Genomic DNA, 18,661 nt, shown 5'->3' with positions numbered 1-18,661 from the left:
TGAGTGCGTCGGGTCCGGAGGCGGGGCCGTCACGCCGGGTGCGGGTGACCGGACCCGACCGGCAGGCGCGGCCCCGACCGCGACCGCGCACGGGCGACATCGACGACGAGACGCCGCTCGGCCGGGTCTACCTCGGCAGCCTGCTGCGCGAGCAGCTGGTGCTGGCCGCACGGATCCTGGGCCTCCTGGCGCTCACGGTCGGCAGCCTGCCGCTGGTGTTCTTCCTCGCGCCCGGCCTGGACGCCGTCCGGCTGGCCGGGGTGCCGCTGGTGTGGCTGGTGCTCGGCGGGCTGGTCTACCCGTGGCTGGTGCTGCTCGGCTGGCGCTACGTCGTGCGGGCCGAGCGCAACGAGCGGCACTTCGCCGAGCTGGTCGAGGAGCTCGAGCGGTGACCCGGTGAGCCGCCGATGAGCACCGCGCCCGGCTTCGTCGCCGTCGTCGCGGTCACCCTGGCCACGCTGGCGATCGGCACGTGGGGGCTGCGGTTCTCGCGCACGACGTCCGACTTCTTCGTGGCCTCGCGCACCGTGCGGCCCGGTCTCAACGCGAGCGCGATCGGCGGCGAGTACCTCTCGGCCGCCTCGTTCCTCGGTGTCGCCGGGCTGCTGCTGACGTTCGGCGCCGAGATGCTCTGGTACCCGATCGGCTGGACGGCGGGCTACCTCGTGCTGCTGGTGCTCGTCGCCGCGCCGCTGCGCCGCAGCGGCGCCTACACGCTGCCCGACTTCGCCGAGGCCCGCCTGGGCTCGCGCTCGGTGCGCAACACCTGCAGCGTGCTGGTCGTCGCCATCGGCTGGCTCTACCTGCTGCCGCAGTTCGAGGGCGCCGGCATCACGCTCGCGGCGGCGATCGACGCGCCGCGGTGGGTGGGCCCGGTCGTCGTCGGGCTGGTGGTGCTGGTCAACGTCGGCTCGGGCGGCATGCGCAGCATCACGTTCGTGCAGGCCTTCCAGTACTGGCTCAAGCTCACCGCGCTGCTCGTGCCGATCGCCGTCCTGCTGGTGATCTACGCACAGGACAACGTGTCCGGCGAAAGCGCGACGGCGGCGGCCTGGTCGGTGCCGCTCGGCGGCGCCGGCGCGCAGGGTCTCTACACGACGTACTCGCTCGTGATCGCGACGTTCCTCGGCACGATGGGCCTGCCGCACGTGGTCGTGCGGTTCTACACCAACCCCGACGGCCGCGCCGCCCGCCGGACGACGCTCGTGGTGCTCGCGCTGCTCGGCGTGTTCTACGTGCTGCCGCCGCTGTACGCCGCGCTCGGCCGGGCCTACGGCGCCGATCCGGCCAGCAGCGACACCCTCGTGCTCGACCTGCCCCGGTTGATCACGCCGGGGCCGCTCGGCGACGTGCTCACCGGGCTCGTCACCGCGGGGGCGTTCGCGGCCTTCCTGTCCACGTCGTCGGGTCTCGCGATCGCCGTCGCCGGCGTGCTCACGCAGGACGTCACGACGCGTCGGCTGCCCGAGGTGACGGCGTTCCGCGTCGCCGCGGCCGCCGCGGTCGGCGTCCCGCTCGTCGCGGCGCTCGCCCTGCCCGACGTCGGCGTCGCGCGCGCCGTCGGTCTCGCCTTCGCCGTCGCCGCCTCGACCTTCTGTCCGCTCCTGGTGCTGGGCATCTGGTGGCGCGGGCTCACCGCGGCGGGCGCCGTCGCCGGGCTGCTCGTCGGCGGGGCCGGCTCGGTCGCCGCCGTCGGCTACACCCTGGCCCACGAGAGCAGCGAGGGCTGGTTCGACGTCGTCGTCGGTCAGCCCGCCGCGTGGTCGGTGCCGCTCGCCTTCGCCGTGATGGTGCTGGTCTCGCGCCGGACGACGGCGCCCGCGCACGCCCGGCGGTTCATGGTGCGGCTGCACACGCCGGAGAACCTCGACCTCGACCGCTCCTAGGCGGCGGGCGCGGGTCGCCGCCCCCGGCTCACGGGTCGGGCACCCAGGCGCGGTCGGCCGCGGCCTCGGCGAGCCGGTCGGGCGTCGCGGGCGGCTCGGCCGCGTCGGGGCGACCCCACGGTGCGCAGGCGCAGGCGGTGAGCGTGACCGCCCACCCGTCGTCGCGGAAGACCGTGGCGGTGCTGACGGCCGCGTCGGCGTCGGCGCGGCCGAGCCGGCCCCGTCCGGCGACGACGTCGAGGCGGTGGTCGCCGGCGCGCACCTCGGCGAGGCGCGCCACCCCGCCGTCGACGTCGACGCAGGACGCCGTGCCTCCGACCGTCTCGGCCGCGTCGGCGTAGCGCTCGCAGGCGGCACGGGGGCTCGCGTCGTCGTACTGCTCGACGGCGGCGCCGGCCAGCGCCGGGGCGCCGGCGTCGGGGCCGCCGTCCGCCGGGAACCAGATGAAGCGCGCCCAGTAGCGCTGGCCCCGTACCGCGTTGAACCGCGTCAGCTGGGGGTTGACCCGCCCGCCCATCGTCTCGCGGAAGAAGGCCGGTGGCCGGGAGCCGTCGAGCGACGCCGAGGGGGTCGGCTCGGCCGGTGGCGCCTCACGCCGGTCGGGGCCGCCGACGACCAGCGCGGTCGGGACGGCGGTGGCCACCACCACCGCGGCCGCCACGCCGCCGACGACGCGGCGTCGCCGACGGCGGCGGCGCACCTGACGGTGCACGAGGCCGGCCGCCCCGTGGCCGGCGTGGATGCCGCCCACGCCACGACGGACCCGGTCGAGGATGTCGTCGTCGTCCACTACCCCTCCCCCCGCGCGTCGCTCAGCTCGTCGCGCAGGCGCGCCAGCCCCCGCATCAGGTGGGTGCGTGCCGTGGCGGCCGAGCAACCGAGGTGCTCGGCGATGGCCGCGTGGTCGAGGTCCTCGACCGTGCGCAGGACGACGGCCGCGCGCTGCCGCGACGACAGCGTGCCGAGGGCCCGCACGAGCTCGGGGTCGAGGCCCTCGCCGACGTGCACCGCGGCGTCGGTCCCGCCGACGGCGTCGAGGACCGACTCGACCGGCCGCTCGCGCCGGAGCCGGCGGTGGCGGTCGACGTCGAGCCGCACCAGCACGGTCTGGGCGTAGCCGCCCGGGTTCTGCGAGCGCAGCCTCCACCACCGCACCCCGACGCGGGTCAGCGCCTCCTGGACGAGGTCCCAGGCATCGTGCGGGTTGCCGGTGAGGCCGTAGGCCACGCGCAGCAGGCGCGGGGTCTCCGGTCTCGACGAACAGCTCGAAGTCGACCTCGCCCCTCACGCTCGACGCCTCGGCCCGGTGCTCAGGGGCACGGTCGGGATCACGGGGGGACCTCCCGATCGGTGCGCGCGCGGACTCCTGGACGATAGTCATCGTCACGTCAACGCCGACGGCACCTGCCGTGTTGACCTGGCCCCTGCCAGTTCGGGCGGCGGCGGGAGGGTCAGCAGACGAGCTGCGGGGCGAGCTGCTGCGCCCGCTCGACGACGAGGTCGACGACGAGCGGGTGGGCGCCGATGACCTCGGCGACGATCGCACCCTCGGGCGACTCACGGCGCAGCCGGTCGTGGAAGAAGCCCGGGGAGAGCAGGTAGGGCGACACGGCGTCGCCGGGGCGCACGACCTCGGCCGGCCGCGGGCCGTGGCCGGAGAGCGTGGCGAGCTCGACGGGTCCGCGCCACGCGCGGGCGAGCAGGGCGACGGCTCCGAGCTGGTCGCTGGTGGCGGCCTCGTCGGTGGAGCCCGCGGCGACGAGCACGACGCGCTGGCCCGGGGTGGCGCCGGCCTCGACGAGGCGGGCGGCCTGGGCCCGGGCGAGCAGCGGGTCGGGGCCGAGCGGGGCACCGAGGGTCACCGGCGCCGAGGCGCGGCTGACGGCGTCCGGGAGGTCGACGCGTACGTGGAAGCCGGTCGAGAGCAGCAGCGGGACGACGACCGCGGGCCGCTCGAGGCGGGCGACGACGTCGGCGAAGAGGGGCTCGGAGAGCTCGACGAATGCGGCCGTCGCCGACACGCCGAGACGCGCGGACGCCGCGGCCGCCAGGGCCCGCGAGACCTGGTTGCCGTCGAGGTTGCGGGTGCCGTGGGCCACGGTCACCAGGTCGGCTGCGCCGTTCACCGAGTGTTCACCACGTCAGGCAGTCTGTGCGGCCTCGCGAACGGTGTGCAAGGCGATGTATCGAGCGTCACGTGCTTGCTCGCCGCTTGCTGCAGCAAGCATCACCGCGGTGCGGGGGCGATCGCGTCGAGGATCTCGAGGGTGCTGGTCCACGCGGCCGACGCGGGGTCGATGACGACGAAGTGGTCGCCGTCGACCTCGACGACCTCGGCCTCGGCGCCCGCAGCGACGGCGGCGGCGACGTAGTCCTGCGACTGCGACAGCGGCACGATCACGTCGTCGGTGCCGTGCACGCACCACACCGGGACGTCGAGCGGCACCTGCTGCTGCGGGTCGTAGCGCTCGTCGGCGGCCGTGGGCGGGTGCCCGAGCAGGCTCTGCACGGCACCGCCGCCCAGGACGTCGCCGGCGACCAGGTCGAGCACGCCGGCCTGGCTGACGACGTGGGTGACGGCGACGTCGGCGGCGAAGTCGTAGCGATCGCGTGCAGCCGCCCACGCGGCGAGGTGCCCACCGGCGCTGTGGCCGAGCGTGACCACGGTGTCGAGCGGGACGTCGAGGTCGCGGAGGCGGTCGATGCCCCGCGCGACGTCGTCGAACGTGGCCGGGGTGCCACCGCCGTTGCCGACCCGGCGGTACTCCAGGTTCCAGGCGGCCCACCCCTCGTCGGCGAGCGACTCGGCGAGCGGGGTGCCCAGCGTGTAGTCGTAGGCGGCCTGCCAGAAGCCGCCGTGGATGACCACCACCGTGCCGCGCGGCTCGCCGGCCGGTAGGTGCAGCTCGCCGAACTGGCTCGGGTCGGTGCCGTAGGTCTCGCGGCGGGCGCCGGGGGTCTCGGCAGGCACGTCGTCCTCCTGGTCGCAGGCGGTCAGTCCGGTCAGGGCGCTCAGTCCGACGCCGACGGCGCCCAGCGCGGGCAGCCGGAGCACGGTCCGTCGGTCGAGCACGCCCCATCCTCTCCTCCCCCGCACCGGCCCCGCCATCCGCGCCTGTCCCGCCCGCCTCGTCACGGACGGTGTTCGGTGCGCCGCCCGGGTCGGCTTGGCTGCCGGAAATCGGCCCCGCGGCTGAGGAGGCGTCCCTAGACTCCGTGCCCGTGAGCGACGTCGCCGTCCGGGTCCTCGGGCCCCTGCAGCTGGGCAGGGACGGCGTCGACTCCGAGCTGATGCCCGCGCTCCGCTCGCTGCTGGCCGCGCTGGTCGTCGACGCGCCCCGGGTGGTCTCGGCCGACACGCTCCTCGCCCGCCTGTGGGACGACGACGACGGCTCGACGGCCACCCTGCACAGCTACGTCTCGCGGCTGCGCGGCCGGCTGGGGCCCGGCGTGCTCGTCACCCAGGCCCCCGGCTACCGGCTCGACCTGGCACCGGACGCCGTCGACGCCGTCAGGTTCGCCGGCCTGCTGCGCGCCGCCCGGCAGGAGCCGGACCCGGCGACCGCCCGCGGCCTCGTCGCCGAGGCGGTGGGGCTCTGGCGCGGCGAGGCGTTCGCCGACGTGCCGCAGCGCTTCGCCCGGGCCGAGGCCACGCGCCTGGGCGAGCAGCTGCTCGAGGCGCACGAGCTCGCCGCCGACCTCGACCTGCGGCTGGGCCGCCACCGCGCCGTGGTCGACGCGCTCACGCCCCTGGTGGGCCGCGAGCCGCTGCGGGAGGGTCTGCGCGGCGCGCTCATCGTGGCCCTCTACCGCAGCGGCCGCCAGGCGGCGGCCCTCGAGGCCTACGACGAGGGCCGTCGGCTGCTGGCCGACGAGCTGGGCGTCGACCCCGGCCCCGAGCTGCGCCGGCTGCACGAGCAGGTGCTGCGCCAGGACCCCGCCCTCGACCCACCCGGCACCGACGCCCCCGTCGGTCCACCGGCTGCGACGGGAGCCACGGCCCCGCCCGCGGTGGCTCGCCCGGTCGCCGGCGCCACTCCCCTGCTCGAGCCGCCCAACGCGCTCGTCGGTCGCGAGGAGCTCGTCGACGAGGTCGCCGCGCTGCTCACCGGCGCCTCCCGGCTCACGACGCTCACCGGCGCCGGCGGCGTCGGCAAGACGCGGCTCGCCCTCGCCGTCACGGCCCGGGTCCGCCAGGCGTTCGCCGACGGCGTCGTCACCGTCCCGCTCGCCACGGTGCTCGACGCCGCGCTGGTGCTCCCGACGATCGCGCACGCCCTGGGCCGGGCGCTGCCCGGGCCGGCCGACGCCGCCGGAGACCTGCGCCACGGACTGGTGGCCGCCCTCGACGGACGACAGGTCCTGCTGCTGCTCGACAACCTCGAGCACCTTCTCGAGGCCGCGACCGACGTGGCCTGGCTCGCCGCCAGCTGCCCGGGCCTGACCGTGCTGGTCACCAGCCGGGCCCCGCTGCGGGTCGCCGGCGAGGCCGAGCTGCTGGTCGACCCGCTCGCGGTGCCGACGTCCGTCGGCGACGCGGAGGCCTCACCTGCGGTGACCCTGTTCGTCACCCGGGCGAAGGCCGTCGCGCGCTCGTTCCAGCTCGACGACGCGACCGTCGGACCCGTCACCGAGATCTGTCGTCGTCTCGGCGGCATCCCCCTCGCCATCGAGCTGGCCGCCGCGCGCGTCCGGGTGCTCGCCCCCGACGTCCTCCTCGACCGGCTCGACGAGGCCCTGGCCTCCGGCGCCCGCGACCTGCCCGAGCGTCAGCGCACGATGCGCGCCACGCTCGACTGGAGCTACCGACTGCTCGACGAGCCGGCGCAGCGCCTGTTCCGCGACCTGGCGGTGTTCTCGGGCGGCTGGACGCTCGAGCTGCTCCACGACGTGCTCGGCCCCGACGTCGTCGTGGCGCTGGAGGACCTCGTCGAGCACTCGCTCGTCACCGTCTCCTGGTCGCTCGACGCCCAGCCGCGCTACTCGATGCTCGAGCCCATCCAGCAGCACGCGCGGCGCCTGATCGTGCCCGACGAGCACGACGCCGCGGTCGCCGCCCACGCGGCGGCGTGCCTGGCCCTGGCCGAGCGGGCCGCGCGGGGCTACATGGAGGCCGACCAGGTCCGCTGGCTCCAGGTCGTCGACGCCGAGCACGCCAACCTGCTGGCCGCGATCGAGCGCAGCACGGCGTCGGGCGACCACGACACCGTCGGCCGCATCACCTTCGCCCTGTGGCTCTACTGGTGGATGCGTGGGCACTCGGTGCTCGGACGCCGGCTCGCCGCGACGGCAGCCACGCTGCCCCTCGCCACCGACCGCACCCGCAACCGCGCCACCATCGCCCTGGCCGCGATGGCCTTCGCGCAGGGCGACCACGAGGCGGCCGGGGCGGCGTGGGCCGGCGCCCGCGACGGTGGCGCCCGGCTCGGCGACGTCGAGGCCGAGGCGCACTCCGAGGCCGGTCTCGGCATCGTCGCGATCAGCCGGGGCGACCTCGAGACCGCGCAGCGGCACCACCGACGGGCCATCGCGCTGGCCGAGACCCTCGGGCGCGACACCGACGGGCCGTGGATCCTGACCACCAACCACGTCTGGCTCGGCACCGCCCTGCTCGAGAGCGGTGAGCGCGAGGAGGCGCTCGACCTCTTCCGCCGGGGACGACGCCTCGCCGACGAGCGCGGCGACCGGCTCGGGGCGTTCCTCGCGCTGTGGAACCTGGCGCGCACCCAGGCCGGCACCGACGACGCCGAGGCGCACCGTCACCTGAGCGAGGGCATCCGTCTCTCGCACGAGGTCGGCGACCTCGCCAACCTGTCGTTCTACCTCGACGCGCTCGTCGTCGTCGAACTGCGGCGCGACGACCTCGGCCGCGCCGAGCACCGGCGTCTCGCCACGCTCCTCGGTGCGGCCGAGGCCTGCCGCGACCTCGGCAACTCGTCGTCGTACAGCGGCTACTACCTGCCCGACGACGACGCCCGCGACGCCGCGATCGAGACCCTGCGCCGCGACCTCGGGGCCACGGCCTACGACGACGCGGTACGTGCCGGCCGGGTGCTCGGCGTCGACGGCGCGGTCGCCTTGGCGCTCAGTCCGCGCTGATCGCCGGCCGCACGAAGGGCCAGCACCGCTCCAGCCAGCCCGGCAGGTAGCCGGCGATGCCCACGGCCAGTCTGGGGCATCCCGCGACCGTCCACCGCACGTCGACGTCGTGGTCCGGCGGGCCGGGAGCGAGGTGCACGAGCCCGAGCACGGCCCCCTCCTCGTCGTCGAAGACCCCGTAGACGAAGGCGCTGCGCGACGCCACGGCGGCGACCGCCCACGAGAGGTCGAACGTCGCGGGCAGGCCGGGCAGTCCGGAGTCGGCGGCTCGCAGCGGACGGAGGTGGTGACCGCTCGGCAGCTCGGTGCGGCCGGGGTGCTGGAACCACGGGGCGAGCCAGGGCTCGGGGGGCAGGTCGGTGGTGCTCATGCCCTCACGGTGCCGGACATGTCGGGCGACCCGCTTGCAACCGGCTGGCAGTCGGCCGCCAGGCGATCGGTGACCACCGCGGGCCGCCCGACGAGGCAGCCGTGCACGTCGATCCGTGGTCGCCTACTGGAGCGCGTAGAGCTCCAACCGCGAGCACGTCGTGCACCGGTAGGCGATCACGGACGTCTTGCGCAGGCCGAGCTTGCGCGCGTTGCCCATCGGGCCGCGCTCGAGCTTGCCCGCGATCCACCGGATCCGGCCCTGGCGGTCGTCGTCGACGAAGCCGGGCTCGAAGCCGAACGACCCGCAGCGCGGGCAGGGGAAGGGCTCGTCGGGGTTCGAGGTCATGACTCCAGCCTCGCCGGTCGGCCCGGTGGGCGGTGCGTCACGCCATCGCCATGGGGATCGGCGCCATCCAGGTCGAGCGCAGCTCGAGCAGGTTGATGTCGAACTGCCCGGCGACGGCCAGCACGTCGCCGCCGGTGGTGCCGAGGTCGGTGATCGGGACGCCGTGGCGCCCGGCGAGCTCGGCGACGCGGGCGACGTCGCCCTCGGCGACGGTGACCAGCACGCGGCCGGTCGACTCGGAGAACAGCGCGACGAACGGGTCGTCGGCGACGTCGGCGACGGAGACCGAGACGCCGCACATGTGGCGGATGGAGCACTCGACGAGGGCCTGGGCGAGGCCGCCGTCGGAGAGGTCGTGGGCCGAGGTCAGCAGACCGACGCCGTCCTTGAGCAGCTCGGCGAGGCGCTTCTCGCCGGCCAGGTCGACGACGGGCGGCAGCCCGCCGAGGTGACCGTGGACGACGTGCGCCCACTCGGAGCCGCTCAGCTCCTCGCGGGTCTCGCCGAGCAGCAGCACCCGGTGGCCCGGCTCGTCGCCCTCGACCGACGGCCAGGCCGACGGCGTCCGGCGGGTGACGTCGTCGATGACGCCGAGCACGGCGACGACGGGCGTCGGCAGGATGGCCGTCTCGCCGGTCTGGTTGTAGAGCGACACGTTGCCGCCGGTGACCGGGATGCCGAGCTCGAGGCAGGCGTCCTTGAGGCCGCGGCAGGCCTCGGCGAACTGCCACATGACGGCGGGGTCCTCGGGCGAGCCGAAGTTGAGGCAGTCGCTGATCGCGAGCGGCACGGCGCCGCCGGTGGCGACGTTGCGGTAGGACTCGGCCAGCGCGAGCTGTGCCCCCGCGTAGGGGTCGAGGCGGGCGAAGCGGCCGTTGCAGTCGGTGGAGATCGCGACGCCGAGGTTGGTCGACTCGTCGACGCGCACCATGCCGCTGTCGCTCGGCTGCGCGAGCACCGTGTTGCCGCGCACGTAGCGGTCGTACTGGTCGGTGATCCACGACTTGTCGCACAGGTTGGGGCTGCCGGCGAGCTGCAGCACCGTGGCCCGCAGCTCGTCGCCGGACGACGGTCGCGCGAGCGCCTCTGCGACATCAGACTGCAGGGTGTCCTGCGAATCAGGACGGGCGAACGGGCGCTGGTAGGTGGGGCCGTCGTGGGCCACCGAGCGCGGCGGGACGTCGACGACGCGCTCGCCGTGCCAGTCGATCTGCAGCCGGCCGGTGTCGGTGACCTCGCCGACGACGACGGCCTCGACGTCCCACTTGGCACAGATGGCCAGGAACGCCGCGACGTCGTCGGGCGTGACCACGGCCATCATCCGCTCCTGACTCTCGCTCATGAGGATCTCCTCGGGAGCGAGCGTCGAGTCGCGCAGCGGCACCCGGTCGAGCTCGACGTGCATGCCGCCGTCGCCGGCCGAGGCCAGCTCGGACGTCGCGCACGAGAGCCCGGCGCCACCGAGATCCTGGATGCCGGCGACGACGCCGGCCGCGAACAGCTCGAGCGTGCACTCGATGAGCAGCTTCTCCATGAACGGGTCGCCGACCTGCACGCTCGGACGCTTGGCCGGGCCGCCCTCGTCGAAGGTCTCGGAGGCCAGCACCGAGACGCCGCCGATGCCGTCGCCGCCGGTGCGGGCGCCGTACAGGATGACCTGGTTGCCGGTGCCGGTCGCGTTGGCGAGGTGGAGGTCCTCGTGGCGCAGCACGCCGACGCACAGGGCGTTGACGAGCGGGTTGCCGAGGTAGGTGTCGTCGAAGACGGCCTCGCCGCCGATGTTGGGCAGGCCGAGGCAGTTGCCGTAGCCGCCGACGCCGGCCACGATGCCCGGCAGCACGCGCTGGGTGTCGGGGGCGTCGAGCGGTCCGAAGCGGAGGGGGTCCATCACGGCGACCGGCCGGGCCCCCATGGCGAGGATGTCACGCACGATGCCGCCGACGCCGGTGGCCGCACCCTGGTAGGGCTCGACGAACGAGGGGTGGTTGTGCGACTCGACCTTGAACGTGACCGCGTAGCCCTGGCCGATGTCGAGCACGCCGGCGTTCTCGCCGATGCCGGCGAGCATCTTGCCGGCCGGGGTCTCCTGAGGGATCTCGGAGAATTGCTTGAGGTGCACCTTCGTCGACTTGTACGAGCAGTGCTCGCTCCACATCACCGAGTACATCGCCAGCTCCGACGACGTCGGACGACGTCCCAGGATCTCGCGGATCGACTGGTACTCGTCGGCCTTCAGCCCGAGGTCGGCCCAGGGCTGCTCCCGGCCCGGGTCCTGCGCGGCGACGGCGACGGTGTCGAGGGACGAGGTGCGGGTCTCGGTCACGGGCGAAATCTACCGCCGGGGTCCGGCGGGGCCTGGCCCGGCCCGGTGTCGAGTTTCACCGGTTAACTGGTGAAACTCAGGGTCCTGCCACGAACCTTCGGGCAAGAACCCGAAGTTTCACCGGTGAACCGGTGAAACTGCACACGGGGCCGACGCCTTCAGGCCCGCACCAACAACCCGTCAGCGACGACCTCGAGGAGCGGGCGGACGGCGTCGGCGCGCAGCTCGGAGGTGTCGGCGACGGTGGCGACGCCGCCGACGAGGCGGCAGACCTGCACGGCGTCGACGTCGGTGCGGACGGCGCCGCGGTCGGCGAGCTCGCCGATCACGCGGCCGGCCGCGCCGGACAGCACCTGGCACTTGGTGCGGATGGGCGAGTCGTCGTCGCCCATCGCGCAGGTGATCTTGGCCGCGCCGCCCTTGTGGAGGGTGATCAGCTCGACGTAGGTCTCGAACCAGCGCACCAGCAGGTCGCGGTCGGAGCACTCGTTGGCGAGCACCTTGTCGGTGGCCTCGGTGACGCGGTCGACCCAGCTCTGCATGATCGCGTCGACGAGCGCGTCGCGCGTGGGGAAGTGGCGGTAGAGGGTGCCGGCCCCGACGCCGGCGCGCTTGGCGACGAGGTCGAGCGAGGCGTCGTAACCCTGCTCACGGAAGACCTCGCGGGCGACCTCGACGATGCGGTCGCGGTTGCGCTGGGCGTCGGCGCGCACGGGCATTTCCTTCCAGGGCTTGCTAAGCGGAGAGTGTCTCCGTATCGTGGTGAGCGAACCGGAGAACGTCTCCACTATAGGTCGCACGTGGCTTCTTAGCCAGACAAGGACTCTCCACCCCTCATGTCACAACAGACGATCAACCCTGCCCGCACCCAGGGGCTCCCGGACGAGCTGCCGCCCAACGCGACCAAGGCCGCGGCCGGCATCGCCCTCGTCCTCGTCGCCCAGCTCATGCTCATCCTCGACGCGACGGTCGTGAACGTCGCGCTCCCCCACATCGACGCCGACCTCTCGTTCGGACCGGCCGGCCTCTCGTGGGTCCTCAACGCCTACACGCTCGCCTTCGGCGGGCTCCTGCTGCTCGGCGGCCGGCTCGGCGACGTCTACGGACGCCGCCGCATGTTCGAGGCCGGCCTCGCCGTCTTCACCGTCGCCTCGCTCGTCGCCGGGCTCGCCCAGTCACCCGACCTGCTCGTCGGTGCCCGCGCCCTGCAGGGCGTCGGCGCCGCGCTCGCCGCGCCCGGCGTCCTCGCGCTGCTCATGACCAGCGCCCCCGACCAGGCGGCCCGCAACCGGGCGCTCGCCCTGTTCGGCGCCGTCACCTCGGGCGGCATGTCGATCGGCCTGCTCCTCGGCGGCTTCCTCACCGACGTCGGCTCGTGGCGCTGGACCATGTTCATCAACGTGCCGATCGGCCTCGTCGCCCTCGCCCTGACCCGCCGTTACCTCGACGAGACCGAGCGCCGGCCGGGCCGTTTCGACCTCGTCGGAGCCGTCTCGGCCACCGGCGGCGCCGTGGCGATCGTGTGGGCGCTCATCCAGGCCCCCGAGCACGGCTGGACGTCGGCCCGCACCGTCGGCGGTTTCGTCGCAGGCGTGCTGCTCATCGCCCTGCTGGCCCGCACCGAGACCCGGGTCGCGCACCCGATGCTGCGACCCGAGCTGCTGCGTCACCGCCCCCGCGTCGGCGGCCTCGCGATCATGGCGCTCGTCGTCGGCGGCCAGCTGTCGATGTTCTTCCTGGTCGTGCAGTTCATCGAGCGCGAGCTCGGCTACGGCCCGATGGCCTCCGGCATGGCGTTCCTGCCGTTCTCGCTCGCCATCTTCGGGATGTCGCGCGTGACGCCGTCGATCCTGGCGCGCGTCGGGGCGACCCCGATGCTGATGACCGGCACCGTCGGCCTCGCTGCCAGCTTCGTCTGGCTCAGCACGTTGTCGGCCGGCGACGGGTTCGTCACCGGTCTGCTCGGCCCGCTGGTGCTCAACGGCCTGTCGGCCGGCCTGGTCTTCATGCCCGTCACCTCCACCGTGCTCTCAGGCGTCGAGCCCGAGCACGCCGGATCGGCGTCCGGGCTGCTGCAGACCTTCCAGCAGCTCGGCGGCGCCATCGGCCTGGCCGTCATCGTGTCGGTCTACGCCGTCGGCGCGGTGCCCGGGGAGTTCCTGCCCGGCGCCCGGGCGGCGTTCCTCACCTCGGCCACGTTCGCCACGCTCGCGCTCGTCGTCGCGACCACGATGCACGCCGGCGCCCGACGCCGCAGCGCGGTCGAGGACGCCGTGCCCGCGACGGCCTGAGCTCCACCACGCACGACCGCCCTCCTCGACGCGAGCGTCGAGGAGGGCGGTGGTGCCAGCGGATCGTCAGCGGATCGTCACCGTGCGGGGCCGGGTGGCCGACGGCTTGACCGTCGCAGACCCGGCGTAGCGGACGACGAGCACGTGCTTGCCCCTGCCGAGCCTGGGCAGGACGACGGTGCTCCTGCCGGCGCGCACGGTGCCGGTGCCGATCGCACGACCGCGGTCGGTGACCACGACCCGTCCGGCGGCCGGGCGGGCGCTGCGCACGGTGACGACGGCACGGCCCTTGGCCTTGCGGCTGACCTTGAACGCGGCGGTGGTGGTCGAGGCGACCTTGGTGGCCGGCGTGCCGGGGTTGCCGGGGTTGCCGCCGTTCCCGCTGTTCCCGCCGTTCCCGCCGCTGCCGCCGGCCTGGGCGAACAGGGCGACGTACGGCGTCACGTACGACTTGGTGCCGCCGTGACCGCCGACCGTGAACGCGACCTGGAGGTGGTCACCGGACTGGGCGACCGGGCACGGGGCCCGGCCCTCGCGCCGGTCCTCGCACTCGGGCTGCTGCGTGGCCGGCCCCTTGAGCGGTCGGACCGCCTTGACGGGGACCTGGATCTCGAGGACCCAGCCCTGGCGCAGGGTCCACGGCTGGCCGTCGGGGTCACCGACGAGCACGCCGCCGTTGCGGCCGCGGTCGTAGGTCAGCTCGTCGGTGCGCAGCACCGGCTGGCGGTCCGGCTCGGTGAGCGACCACCGCACCGGGTGGGCGGCGTCGTCGGCGAACTCGGTGCCGCTCGGGATGATGAACTCGGGCAGCACGGCGACCTTGCCGCTGTAGGGCAGGGAGACGAGGCCGGCGTAGCCGCGCACGTAGAACGTCTCGCCGACGACCGGGACCCGGTCGCCGTTGCCGCGCCAGCCGGCGTTGGCGCTGACGCCGGTGCTCCAGCTCTCGGTGTAGGGGTCGAGGACCTGGTCCTCGTCGTGCTTGCCGTCCTGCCACTCCCCGGCTGCGGCCGGCTCGGCGAGCACGGCCGACGGCGACGCCGGCTCGGGCGCGGCCTGGGCCGTGGCCGTGGCGGCGGTGCCCAGCAGGAGGGGGAGGACGGTGGCGCCGAGCAACGCTGCCCGGACTCGGTGGATGCGCATGGTGAGGCTCTTTCCTGGAGGTGGGACGGAAGGGGAGATCGGGAGGGGCACGGCTCAGGCGGCGCCGAACGCGACGCTGTACCGCCCCTCGCCGGTGCTGACCTCGACGACGACGCCGCCGAGGTCGGCCGCGACGGTCTCGCCGGCGCCGTCGTCGGCCCGGGTGACCTCGTAGGTCGCGCCGAGCTGCTGCTCGTAGGCGTCGAGCACCTCCTCGGGCGAGGCCGGAGTGGCGTAGTCGGCGATGGCGACGGAGTCGTCCATGGTCGAGCTGGTCTGGCACAAGGTGCTCTCGACGGGCGGGGCCGGGAAGTCGGCCGGACGCAGCGTCACGTCGGCGAGGTCGGCCGGCACGAGGGCCAACGGGAACGCCTCGGCGCACTCGGTCGGCACGTCGTCACTGCGGACGTCGTCGAGGTCGTCGACGGCCTGCGCGGCCGCGTCGGACGCCGCGTCGGACGCCGGGACGTCGTCACGTCCGGCGCGGTCGGACTGGTCGGACTGGTCGTCCCCGCAGGCGCTGAGGGCGAGGAGCAGGCCGGCGGCGACGAGCCCGGCCGATCGGGTGCGGTGGTGCATCGGAGGATTCCTGTTCTCGGTCGTGCCCCGTCTCTCGAGGCCGGGAACCAGGTTGTCCGCGGGACGTGGCGATCTGCTGGCACCGGCTTGCAGGTCCGCTTGCACGGGCTCGCCCCCGCGCCGCCGGAAAATCCGTCTTCGCCGAGCGGCGGGGGCACCTACGATCTCGGCGTGCCTGCCCCTGTCTCCGTCTCGGTGCTCGGCCCGGTCGAGGTCACGACGGGCGACGACACCACTCCCCTGATGCCGATGCTGCGGGTGCTGCTGGCGGCGCTGACCGTCGACGCTCCCCGCGCCGTGCCCGGCGACGTGCTGCGCAGCCGCCTGTGGGACGACGACGCGAGCGAGGGCACGCCCACCACCCTCTACAGCTACGTCTCACGCCTGCGCCGACGGCTGGGCCCGGCCGCCCTGGCCACGCAGGCACCGGGCTACCGGCTCGACGTCCCGGCCGACGCCATCGACGCCCTGCGCTTCACCCGGCTGCTGCGGGCCGGGCGCCAGCACCACGACCCCACCCTGGCGAGGCCCCTGGTGGCCGAGGCCATCGGCCTGTGGCGTGGCGAGGCCTACGCCGGGGTGCACCAGCAGTTCGCCCGCCTCGAGGCCGCGCGACTGGGCGAGCAGCTGCTCGAGGCGCACGAGCTCGCGGCCGAGCTCGACCTGCGCCTCGGGCGGCCCCGCGACGTCGTCGACCAGCTGACGCCCCTCGTCGACGCCGAGCCGCTGCGCGAGGGCATGCGCGCGACCTTGATGACCGCGCTCTACCGGTGCGGTCGGCAGGCCGCGGCGCTCGAGGTCTACCAGGAGGGCCGCCACCACCTCGCCGAGGAGCTCGGCGTCGACCCGTCCCCGGCGCTGCGACGCCTGCACGAGCGGGTGCTGCGACAGGACCCGTCGCTCGACGCGCCTCGGGAGGAGGCTCGGACCGAGGCGGCGTCGGGCCCGGCGCCCGAGCCGGACGTCGTGACGCCGTCCTCTTCGACAGACGGGCCGGCCCGGCTCACCGCACCGCTGACCTCGCTCGTGGGCCGCGACGAGCACGTCGCCGAGGTGGCCGACCTGCTGCTCGACGGGACGCGGCTGCTCACCATGACCGGCCCCGGCGGCGTCGGGAAGACCCGGCTCGCCCTGGCCGTGGCCGAGCACGTGCGCGCCGACTTCCCCGACGGGGTCGCCCTCGTGCCCCTGGCCACCGTCCACGACCCCCACCTCGTGATGCCCACCATCAGCCACGCCGTCGCCGCGATGCTGCCGGAGGGCGACGGGGACGACGGGGACGACGGGCCGCACCGCGACCTCGTCGGGCGTCTGCACGGACGCCGGGTCCTGCTCGTGCTCGACAACCTCGAGCACCTGCTCGACGCCGCCGTCGAGGTGGGCTGGCTCGTCGGCGCGTGCCCGGGGCTGGTCGTGCTGACCACGAGCCGGGCACCGCTGCGCGTGACCGGCGAGGTCGAGCACCTCGTCGAGCCGCTGCCCGTGCCCGAGCCGTCGCGATCGGCGCGGCTCACGCCGGGCCAGGTCGCGCGGGTGGGCCGTTCGCCCGCGGTCTCGCTCTTCGTGGCCCGCGCCCAGGGCGTGGCGCGCGGGTTCGGCCTCAACGAGCACAACGCCGGCGCCGTCGCCGAGATCTGCCGTCGCCTCGGCGGCATCCCGCTGGCCCTCGAGCTCGCCGCCACGCGGGTGCGTCTCTACGGGCCCGACACCCTGCTGGCCCGCCTCGACGAGTCGCTCAACGCCGGCCCGCGCGACCTCCCGCCCCGCCAACGCACCATGCAGGCCACGCTCGAGTGGAGCTACCGGCTCCTCGACGAGCCGGCACAGCAGCTCTTCCGCTCGCTCGCGGTCTTCTCAGGCGGGTGGACGTTCGAGATGCTCCAGTCCGTCGCCGGGCCGGAGGCGGTGGCCGCACTGGAGGTCCTGGTCGAGCACTCGCTGGTGAGCGTGGCCTGGTCGAGCGACGGACGTCCGCGCTACTCGATGCTCGAGCCCACCCAGCAGCACGCGGTGCGGCTCGCCGACCCGGACGAGCTCGCGGCCAGCGGGCGCGCGCACGCGGCGGCCTGCGTCGACCTCGCCGAGCGCGCGATCCCCGGCTACCTCGCCGCCGAGCAGGTGCACTGGCTCCGGCTCATGGACGCCGAGCACGCCAACATGCTCGCCGCCTTCGACCGCTGCGTCACCGACGGCGACCACGACACCGCCGCCCGGCTGTCGTGGGCGCTGTGGGCCTACTGGTTCTTCCGCGGCCAGTCGGCCGTCGGACGCCGCGTCTCGGCCCTGGCGGTCGCGCTCCCCGGCACCAGCCCGGGCCCGCGGTGCCGGGCCCTCGTCGGCTTCGCCGCGATGGCCTATGCCCAGGGCGACCACGCAGCCGCCGGCGACGCGTGGCGGGTCGGGCTCGAGCTCGGCGAGCAGGTGGGCGACCTGCAGGCACAAGGCAACAGCCACGCCGGGCTCGGCATCGTCGCGCTCGCCACGGGCGACCTCACCACCGCGATGCACCACCACCGCCGGGCGATCGCCCTGGGCGAGCGTCTCGGCTCCGAGACGTACGGGCGGTGGATCCTCACGCTCAACCACGTCTGGCTGGGCACGGCACTGCTGGCCAGCGGCCGCCAGGAGGAGGCGCTGGTGCACCTGCACCTCGGCCGACGCCTCGGCGACGAGAGCGGCGACCGGCTGGCGGCCTTCGTGGCGCTGTGGAACCTCGCCCGGATCGAGGGCGTCACCGACCCCGACGCCGCCCACCGCCACCTCACCGACGGCATCCGCCTCTCCTTCGAGGTCGGCTACCTGTCGAACCTGTCCTACTTCATCGACGCGCTCGTGGTGCTCGAGGTGCGGCGCGACGCCCCCGACCCGCACCGCCTGGACCGCTGGGCGACCCTGCTCGGCGCCGCGGAGGCGTGCCGCAACCTCGGTGGCGGACCGGGCTTCGGCAGCTACTACCTGCCCGACGACGGCGCCCGCGACCAGGCCGCCGCCACCGTGGCCGACCGGCTCGGCGGCGCCGCCTTCGACGCGCGGCGCGACGAGGGGCGGGGCCTCGAGCTCGGCGACGTCGTCCTGCTCGCCCTCGGCGCCGCGCGGCACGACGTCGGGTCCTGAACACACATGTGCCCGAGACCGGCAACGGCTGGTCTCGGGCACATGGTGTGGGGGGCCTGCGGAGGGAGCGTCTCCAGGTGGTTCAGGCGGACTCGGGGCGCAGCGCCCAGTGCTCGCCGTCCCACCACCAGTGCCCGTCGGCGCTCACCAGCGGTGGGCCGCCGGGGCACGGGTCGGCGTGGAAGGCGGGCGCCCAGGCGAGAGCGGCCGGTTCGGTCCAGGTGTCCTCGGTGGTCATCGTCGACCTCCTTCGTCGTTCGAGACACCACCGTGCCCCTCGGCCGGTCAGCCTGTCCGCCGAACCGACCAGGACGCCGGAGGTCCGCCCTCCCGGGCACGTCGGCATGGCCCGACCTGACTACTCCCGGGATGACAGCCGGTGGAGCAGCGGGCCCGGCAGGTCGGCGACAGCAGGGACGGCGTCGCCGTGGCCGACGAGGTCGATCTCGGCGCCGACCCGGACGACGTCGAACGGGGCCAGGTCGGCGAGGCCCACCTCTCCGTCGCC

Annotated in this window: 17 protein-coding genes; 5 read left to right on the top strand and 12 right to left on the bottom strand. The window is 74.8% G+C overall.

Going from position 1 to position 18,661, the window contains the following annotated elements:
• The first annotated feature begins 44 nt into the window (after window positions 1-44).
• Entirely contained in the window at window positions 45-392 is a 348-nt protein-coding gene (locus ABFT23_RS04415) for a DUF485 domain-containing protein (RefSeq protein ID WP_347892876.1), read from the top strand.
• A 15-nt stretch (window positions 393-407) separates the two neighbouring features.
• Entirely contained in the window at window positions 408-1,886 is a 1,479-nt protein-coding gene (locus ABFT23_RS04410; protein ID WP_347892874.1) for a sodium/solute symporter, read from the top strand.
• A 28-nt stretch (window positions 1,887-1,914) separates the two neighbouring features.
• Here ABFT23_RS04410 and ABFT23_RS04405 read toward each other — a convergent pair whose 3' ends face one another.
• The 4 genes from ABFT23_RS04405 to ABFT23_RS04390 form a co-directional block, all read right to left on the bottom strand.
• On the bottom strand, window positions 1,915-2,676 hold the full coding sequence (locus ABFT23_RS04405; RefSeq protein WP_347892873.1) for a hypothetical protein: 762 nt from the start codon (window positions 2,674-2,676) through the stop codon (window positions 1,915-1,917).
• Window positions 2,676-3,119 (bottom strand): RNA polymerase sigma factor, encoded by a 444-nt coding sequence (locus tag ABFT23_RS04400; protein ID WP_347893052.1) that lies wholly within the window; start codon window positions 3,117-3,119, stop codon window positions 2,676-2,678. Before ABFT23_RS04400 ends, ABFT23_RS04405 begins: the two co-directional genes overlap by 1 nt.
• 218 nt (window positions 3,120-3,337) lie before the next feature.
• A complete protein-coding gene (locus tag ABFT23_RS04395; RefSeq protein ID WP_347892871.1) occupies window positions 3,338-4,012 on the bottom strand; it encodes a sirohydrochlorin chelatase in 675 nt (224 codons plus the stop codon).
• A 101-nt stretch (window positions 4,013-4,113) separates the two neighbouring features.
• Complete coding sequence (locus tag ABFT23_RS04390) at window positions 4,114-4,959, bottom strand: alpha/beta hydrolase family protein (protein WP_347892869.1); 846 nt, start codon at window positions 4,957-4,959, stop codon at window positions 4,114-4,116.
• Between the two features lie 149 nt (window positions 4,960-5,108).
• Here ABFT23_RS04390 and ABFT23_RS04385 point away from each other — a divergent pair, with 149 nt between their 5' ends.
• Window positions 5,109-7,985 carry a BTAD domain-containing putative transcriptional regulator gene (locus tag ABFT23_RS04385; protein ID WP_347892868.1) on the top strand — a complete coding sequence of 959 codons (2,877 nt, stop codon included), beginning with the start codon at window positions 5,109-5,111 and terminating at the stop codon, window positions 7,983-7,985.
• Here the strand turns inward: ABFT23_RS04385 and ABFT23_RS04380 are convergent.
• From ABFT23_RS04380 to ABFT23_RS04365, 4 genes are all read right to left on the bottom strand, one after another.
• On the bottom strand, window positions 7,972-8,355 hold the full coding sequence (locus tag ABFT23_RS04380) for a hypothetical protein (RefSeq protein ID WP_347892867.1): 384 nt from the start codon (window positions 8,353-8,355) through the stop codon (window positions 7,972-7,974). The two genes, ABFT23_RS04385 and ABFT23_RS04380, sit on opposite strands and share 14 nt — an antisense overlap.
• Window positions 8,356-8,478: 123 nt before the next feature.
• Window positions 8,479-8,703, bottom strand: coding sequence for a hypothetical protein (locus ABFT23_RS04375; protein ID WP_347892865.1), 225 nt, complete (start codon window positions 8,701-8,703; stop codon window positions 8,479-8,481).
• Between the two features lie 37 nt (window positions 8,704-8,740).
• Complete coding sequence (gene purL, locus ABFT23_RS04370; RefSeq protein WP_347892864.1) at window positions 8,741-11,026, bottom strand: phosphoribosylformylglycinamidine synthase subunit PurL; 2,286 nt, start codon at window positions 11,024-11,026, stop codon at window positions 8,741-8,743.
• A 158-nt stretch (window positions 11,027-11,184) separates the two neighbouring features.
• A complete protein-coding gene (locus ABFT23_RS04365; RefSeq protein WP_347892863.1) occupies window positions 11,185-11,739 on the bottom strand; it encodes a TetR/AcrR family transcriptional regulator in 555 nt (184 codons plus the stop codon).
• A gap of 123 nt (window positions 11,740-11,862) precedes the next feature.
• On the opposite strand from ABFT23_RS04365, the gene ABFT23_RS04360 reads away from it, so the two are divergent.
• The gene (locus ABFT23_RS04360) at window positions 11,863-13,317 is read left to right on the top strand and encodes an MFS transporter (RefSeq protein ID WP_347892861.1); all 1,455 of its coding nucleotides are present in this window, start codon (window positions 11,863-11,865) and stop codon (window positions 13,315-13,317) included.
• A 66-nt stretch (window positions 13,318-13,383) separates the two neighbouring features.
• Here ABFT23_RS04360 and ABFT23_RS04355 read toward each other — a convergent pair whose 3' ends face one another.
• Both ABFT23_RS04355 and ABFT23_RS04350 read right to left on the bottom strand, forming a co-directional pair.
• Window positions 13,384-14,460 (bottom strand): Ig-like domain-containing protein, encoded by a 1,077-nt coding sequence (locus ABFT23_RS04355; protein ID WP_347892860.1) that lies wholly within the window; start codon window positions 14,458-14,460, stop codon window positions 13,384-13,386.
• A gap of 54 nt (window positions 14,461-14,514) precedes the next feature.
• On the bottom strand, window positions 14,515-15,039 hold the full coding sequence (locus tag ABFT23_RS04350) for a hypothetical protein (protein WP_347892859.1): 525 nt from the start codon (window positions 15,037-15,039) through the stop codon (window positions 14,515-14,517).
• Between the two features lie 171 nt (window positions 15,040-15,210).
• Between ABFT23_RS04350 and ABFT23_RS04345 the strand changes: the two genes are divergently transcribed.
• Entirely contained in the window at window positions 15,211-18,153 is a 2,943-nt protein-coding gene (locus ABFT23_RS04345; protein ID WP_347892857.1) for an AfsR/SARP family transcriptional regulator, read from the top strand.
• An 82-nt stretch (window positions 18,154-18,235) separates the two neighbouring features.
• On the opposite strand, the gene ABFT23_RS04340 is transcribed toward ABFT23_RS04345, so the two are convergent.
• Together ABFT23_RS04340 and ABFT23_RS04335 are read right to left on the bottom strand one after the other, a co-directional pair.
• On the bottom strand, window positions 18,236-18,391 hold the full coding sequence (locus ABFT23_RS04340; protein ID WP_347892855.1) for a hypothetical protein: 156 nt from the start codon (window positions 18,389-18,391) through the stop codon (window positions 18,236-18,238).
• Between the two features lie 120 nt (window positions 18,392-18,511).
• The gene (locus tag ABFT23_RS04335; protein ID WP_347892854.1) at window positions 18,512-18,649 is read right to left on the bottom strand and encodes a hypothetical protein; all 138 of its coding nucleotides are present in this window, start codon (window positions 18,647-18,649) and stop codon (window positions 18,512-18,514) included.
• Window positions 18,650-18,661 lie beyond the last annotated feature (12 nt).

This window comes from Nocardioides secundeburneus (assembly GCF_039939255.1).
GTDB lineage: Bacteria > Actinomycetota > Actinomycetes > Propionibacteriales > Nocardioidaceae > Nocardioides.
This window is presented reverse-complemented; position numbering and strand designations above follow the sequence as displayed.

What these genes read in the sequence shown, in the direction of transcription:
- ABFT23_RS04360 (WP_347892861.1), top strand. Translation starts at nt 11,863, where the DNA reads ATGTCACAACAGACGATCAACCCTGCCCGCACCCAGGGGCTCCCGGAC.
- ABFT23_RS04410 (WP_347892874.1), top strand. Translation starts at nt 408, where the DNA reads ATGAGCACCGCGCCCGGCTTCGTCGCCGTCGTCGCGGTCACCCTGGCC.
- ABFT23_RS04375 (WP_347892865.1), bottom strand. Translation starts at nt 8,703, where the DNA reads ATGACCTCGAACCCCGACGAGCCCTTCCCCTGCCCGCGCTGCGGGTCG.
- ABFT23_RS04355 (WP_347892860.1), bottom strand. Translation starts at nt 14,460, where the DNA reads ATGCGCATCCACCGAGTCCGGGCAGCGTTGCTCGGCGCCACCGTCCTC.
- ABFT23_RS04350 (WP_347892859.1), bottom strand. Translation starts at nt 15,039, where the DNA reads ATGCACCACCGCACCCGATCGGCCGGGCTCGTCGCCGCCGGCCTGCTC.
- ABFT23_RS04340 (WP_347892855.1), bottom strand. Translation starts at nt 18,391, where the DNA reads ATGACCACCGAGGACACCTGGACCGAACCGGCCGCTCTCGCCTGGGCG.
- ABFT23_RS04380 (WP_347892867.1), bottom strand. Translation starts at nt 8,355, where the DNA reads ATGAGCACCACCGACCTGCCCCCCGAGCCCTGGCTCGCCCCGTGGTTC.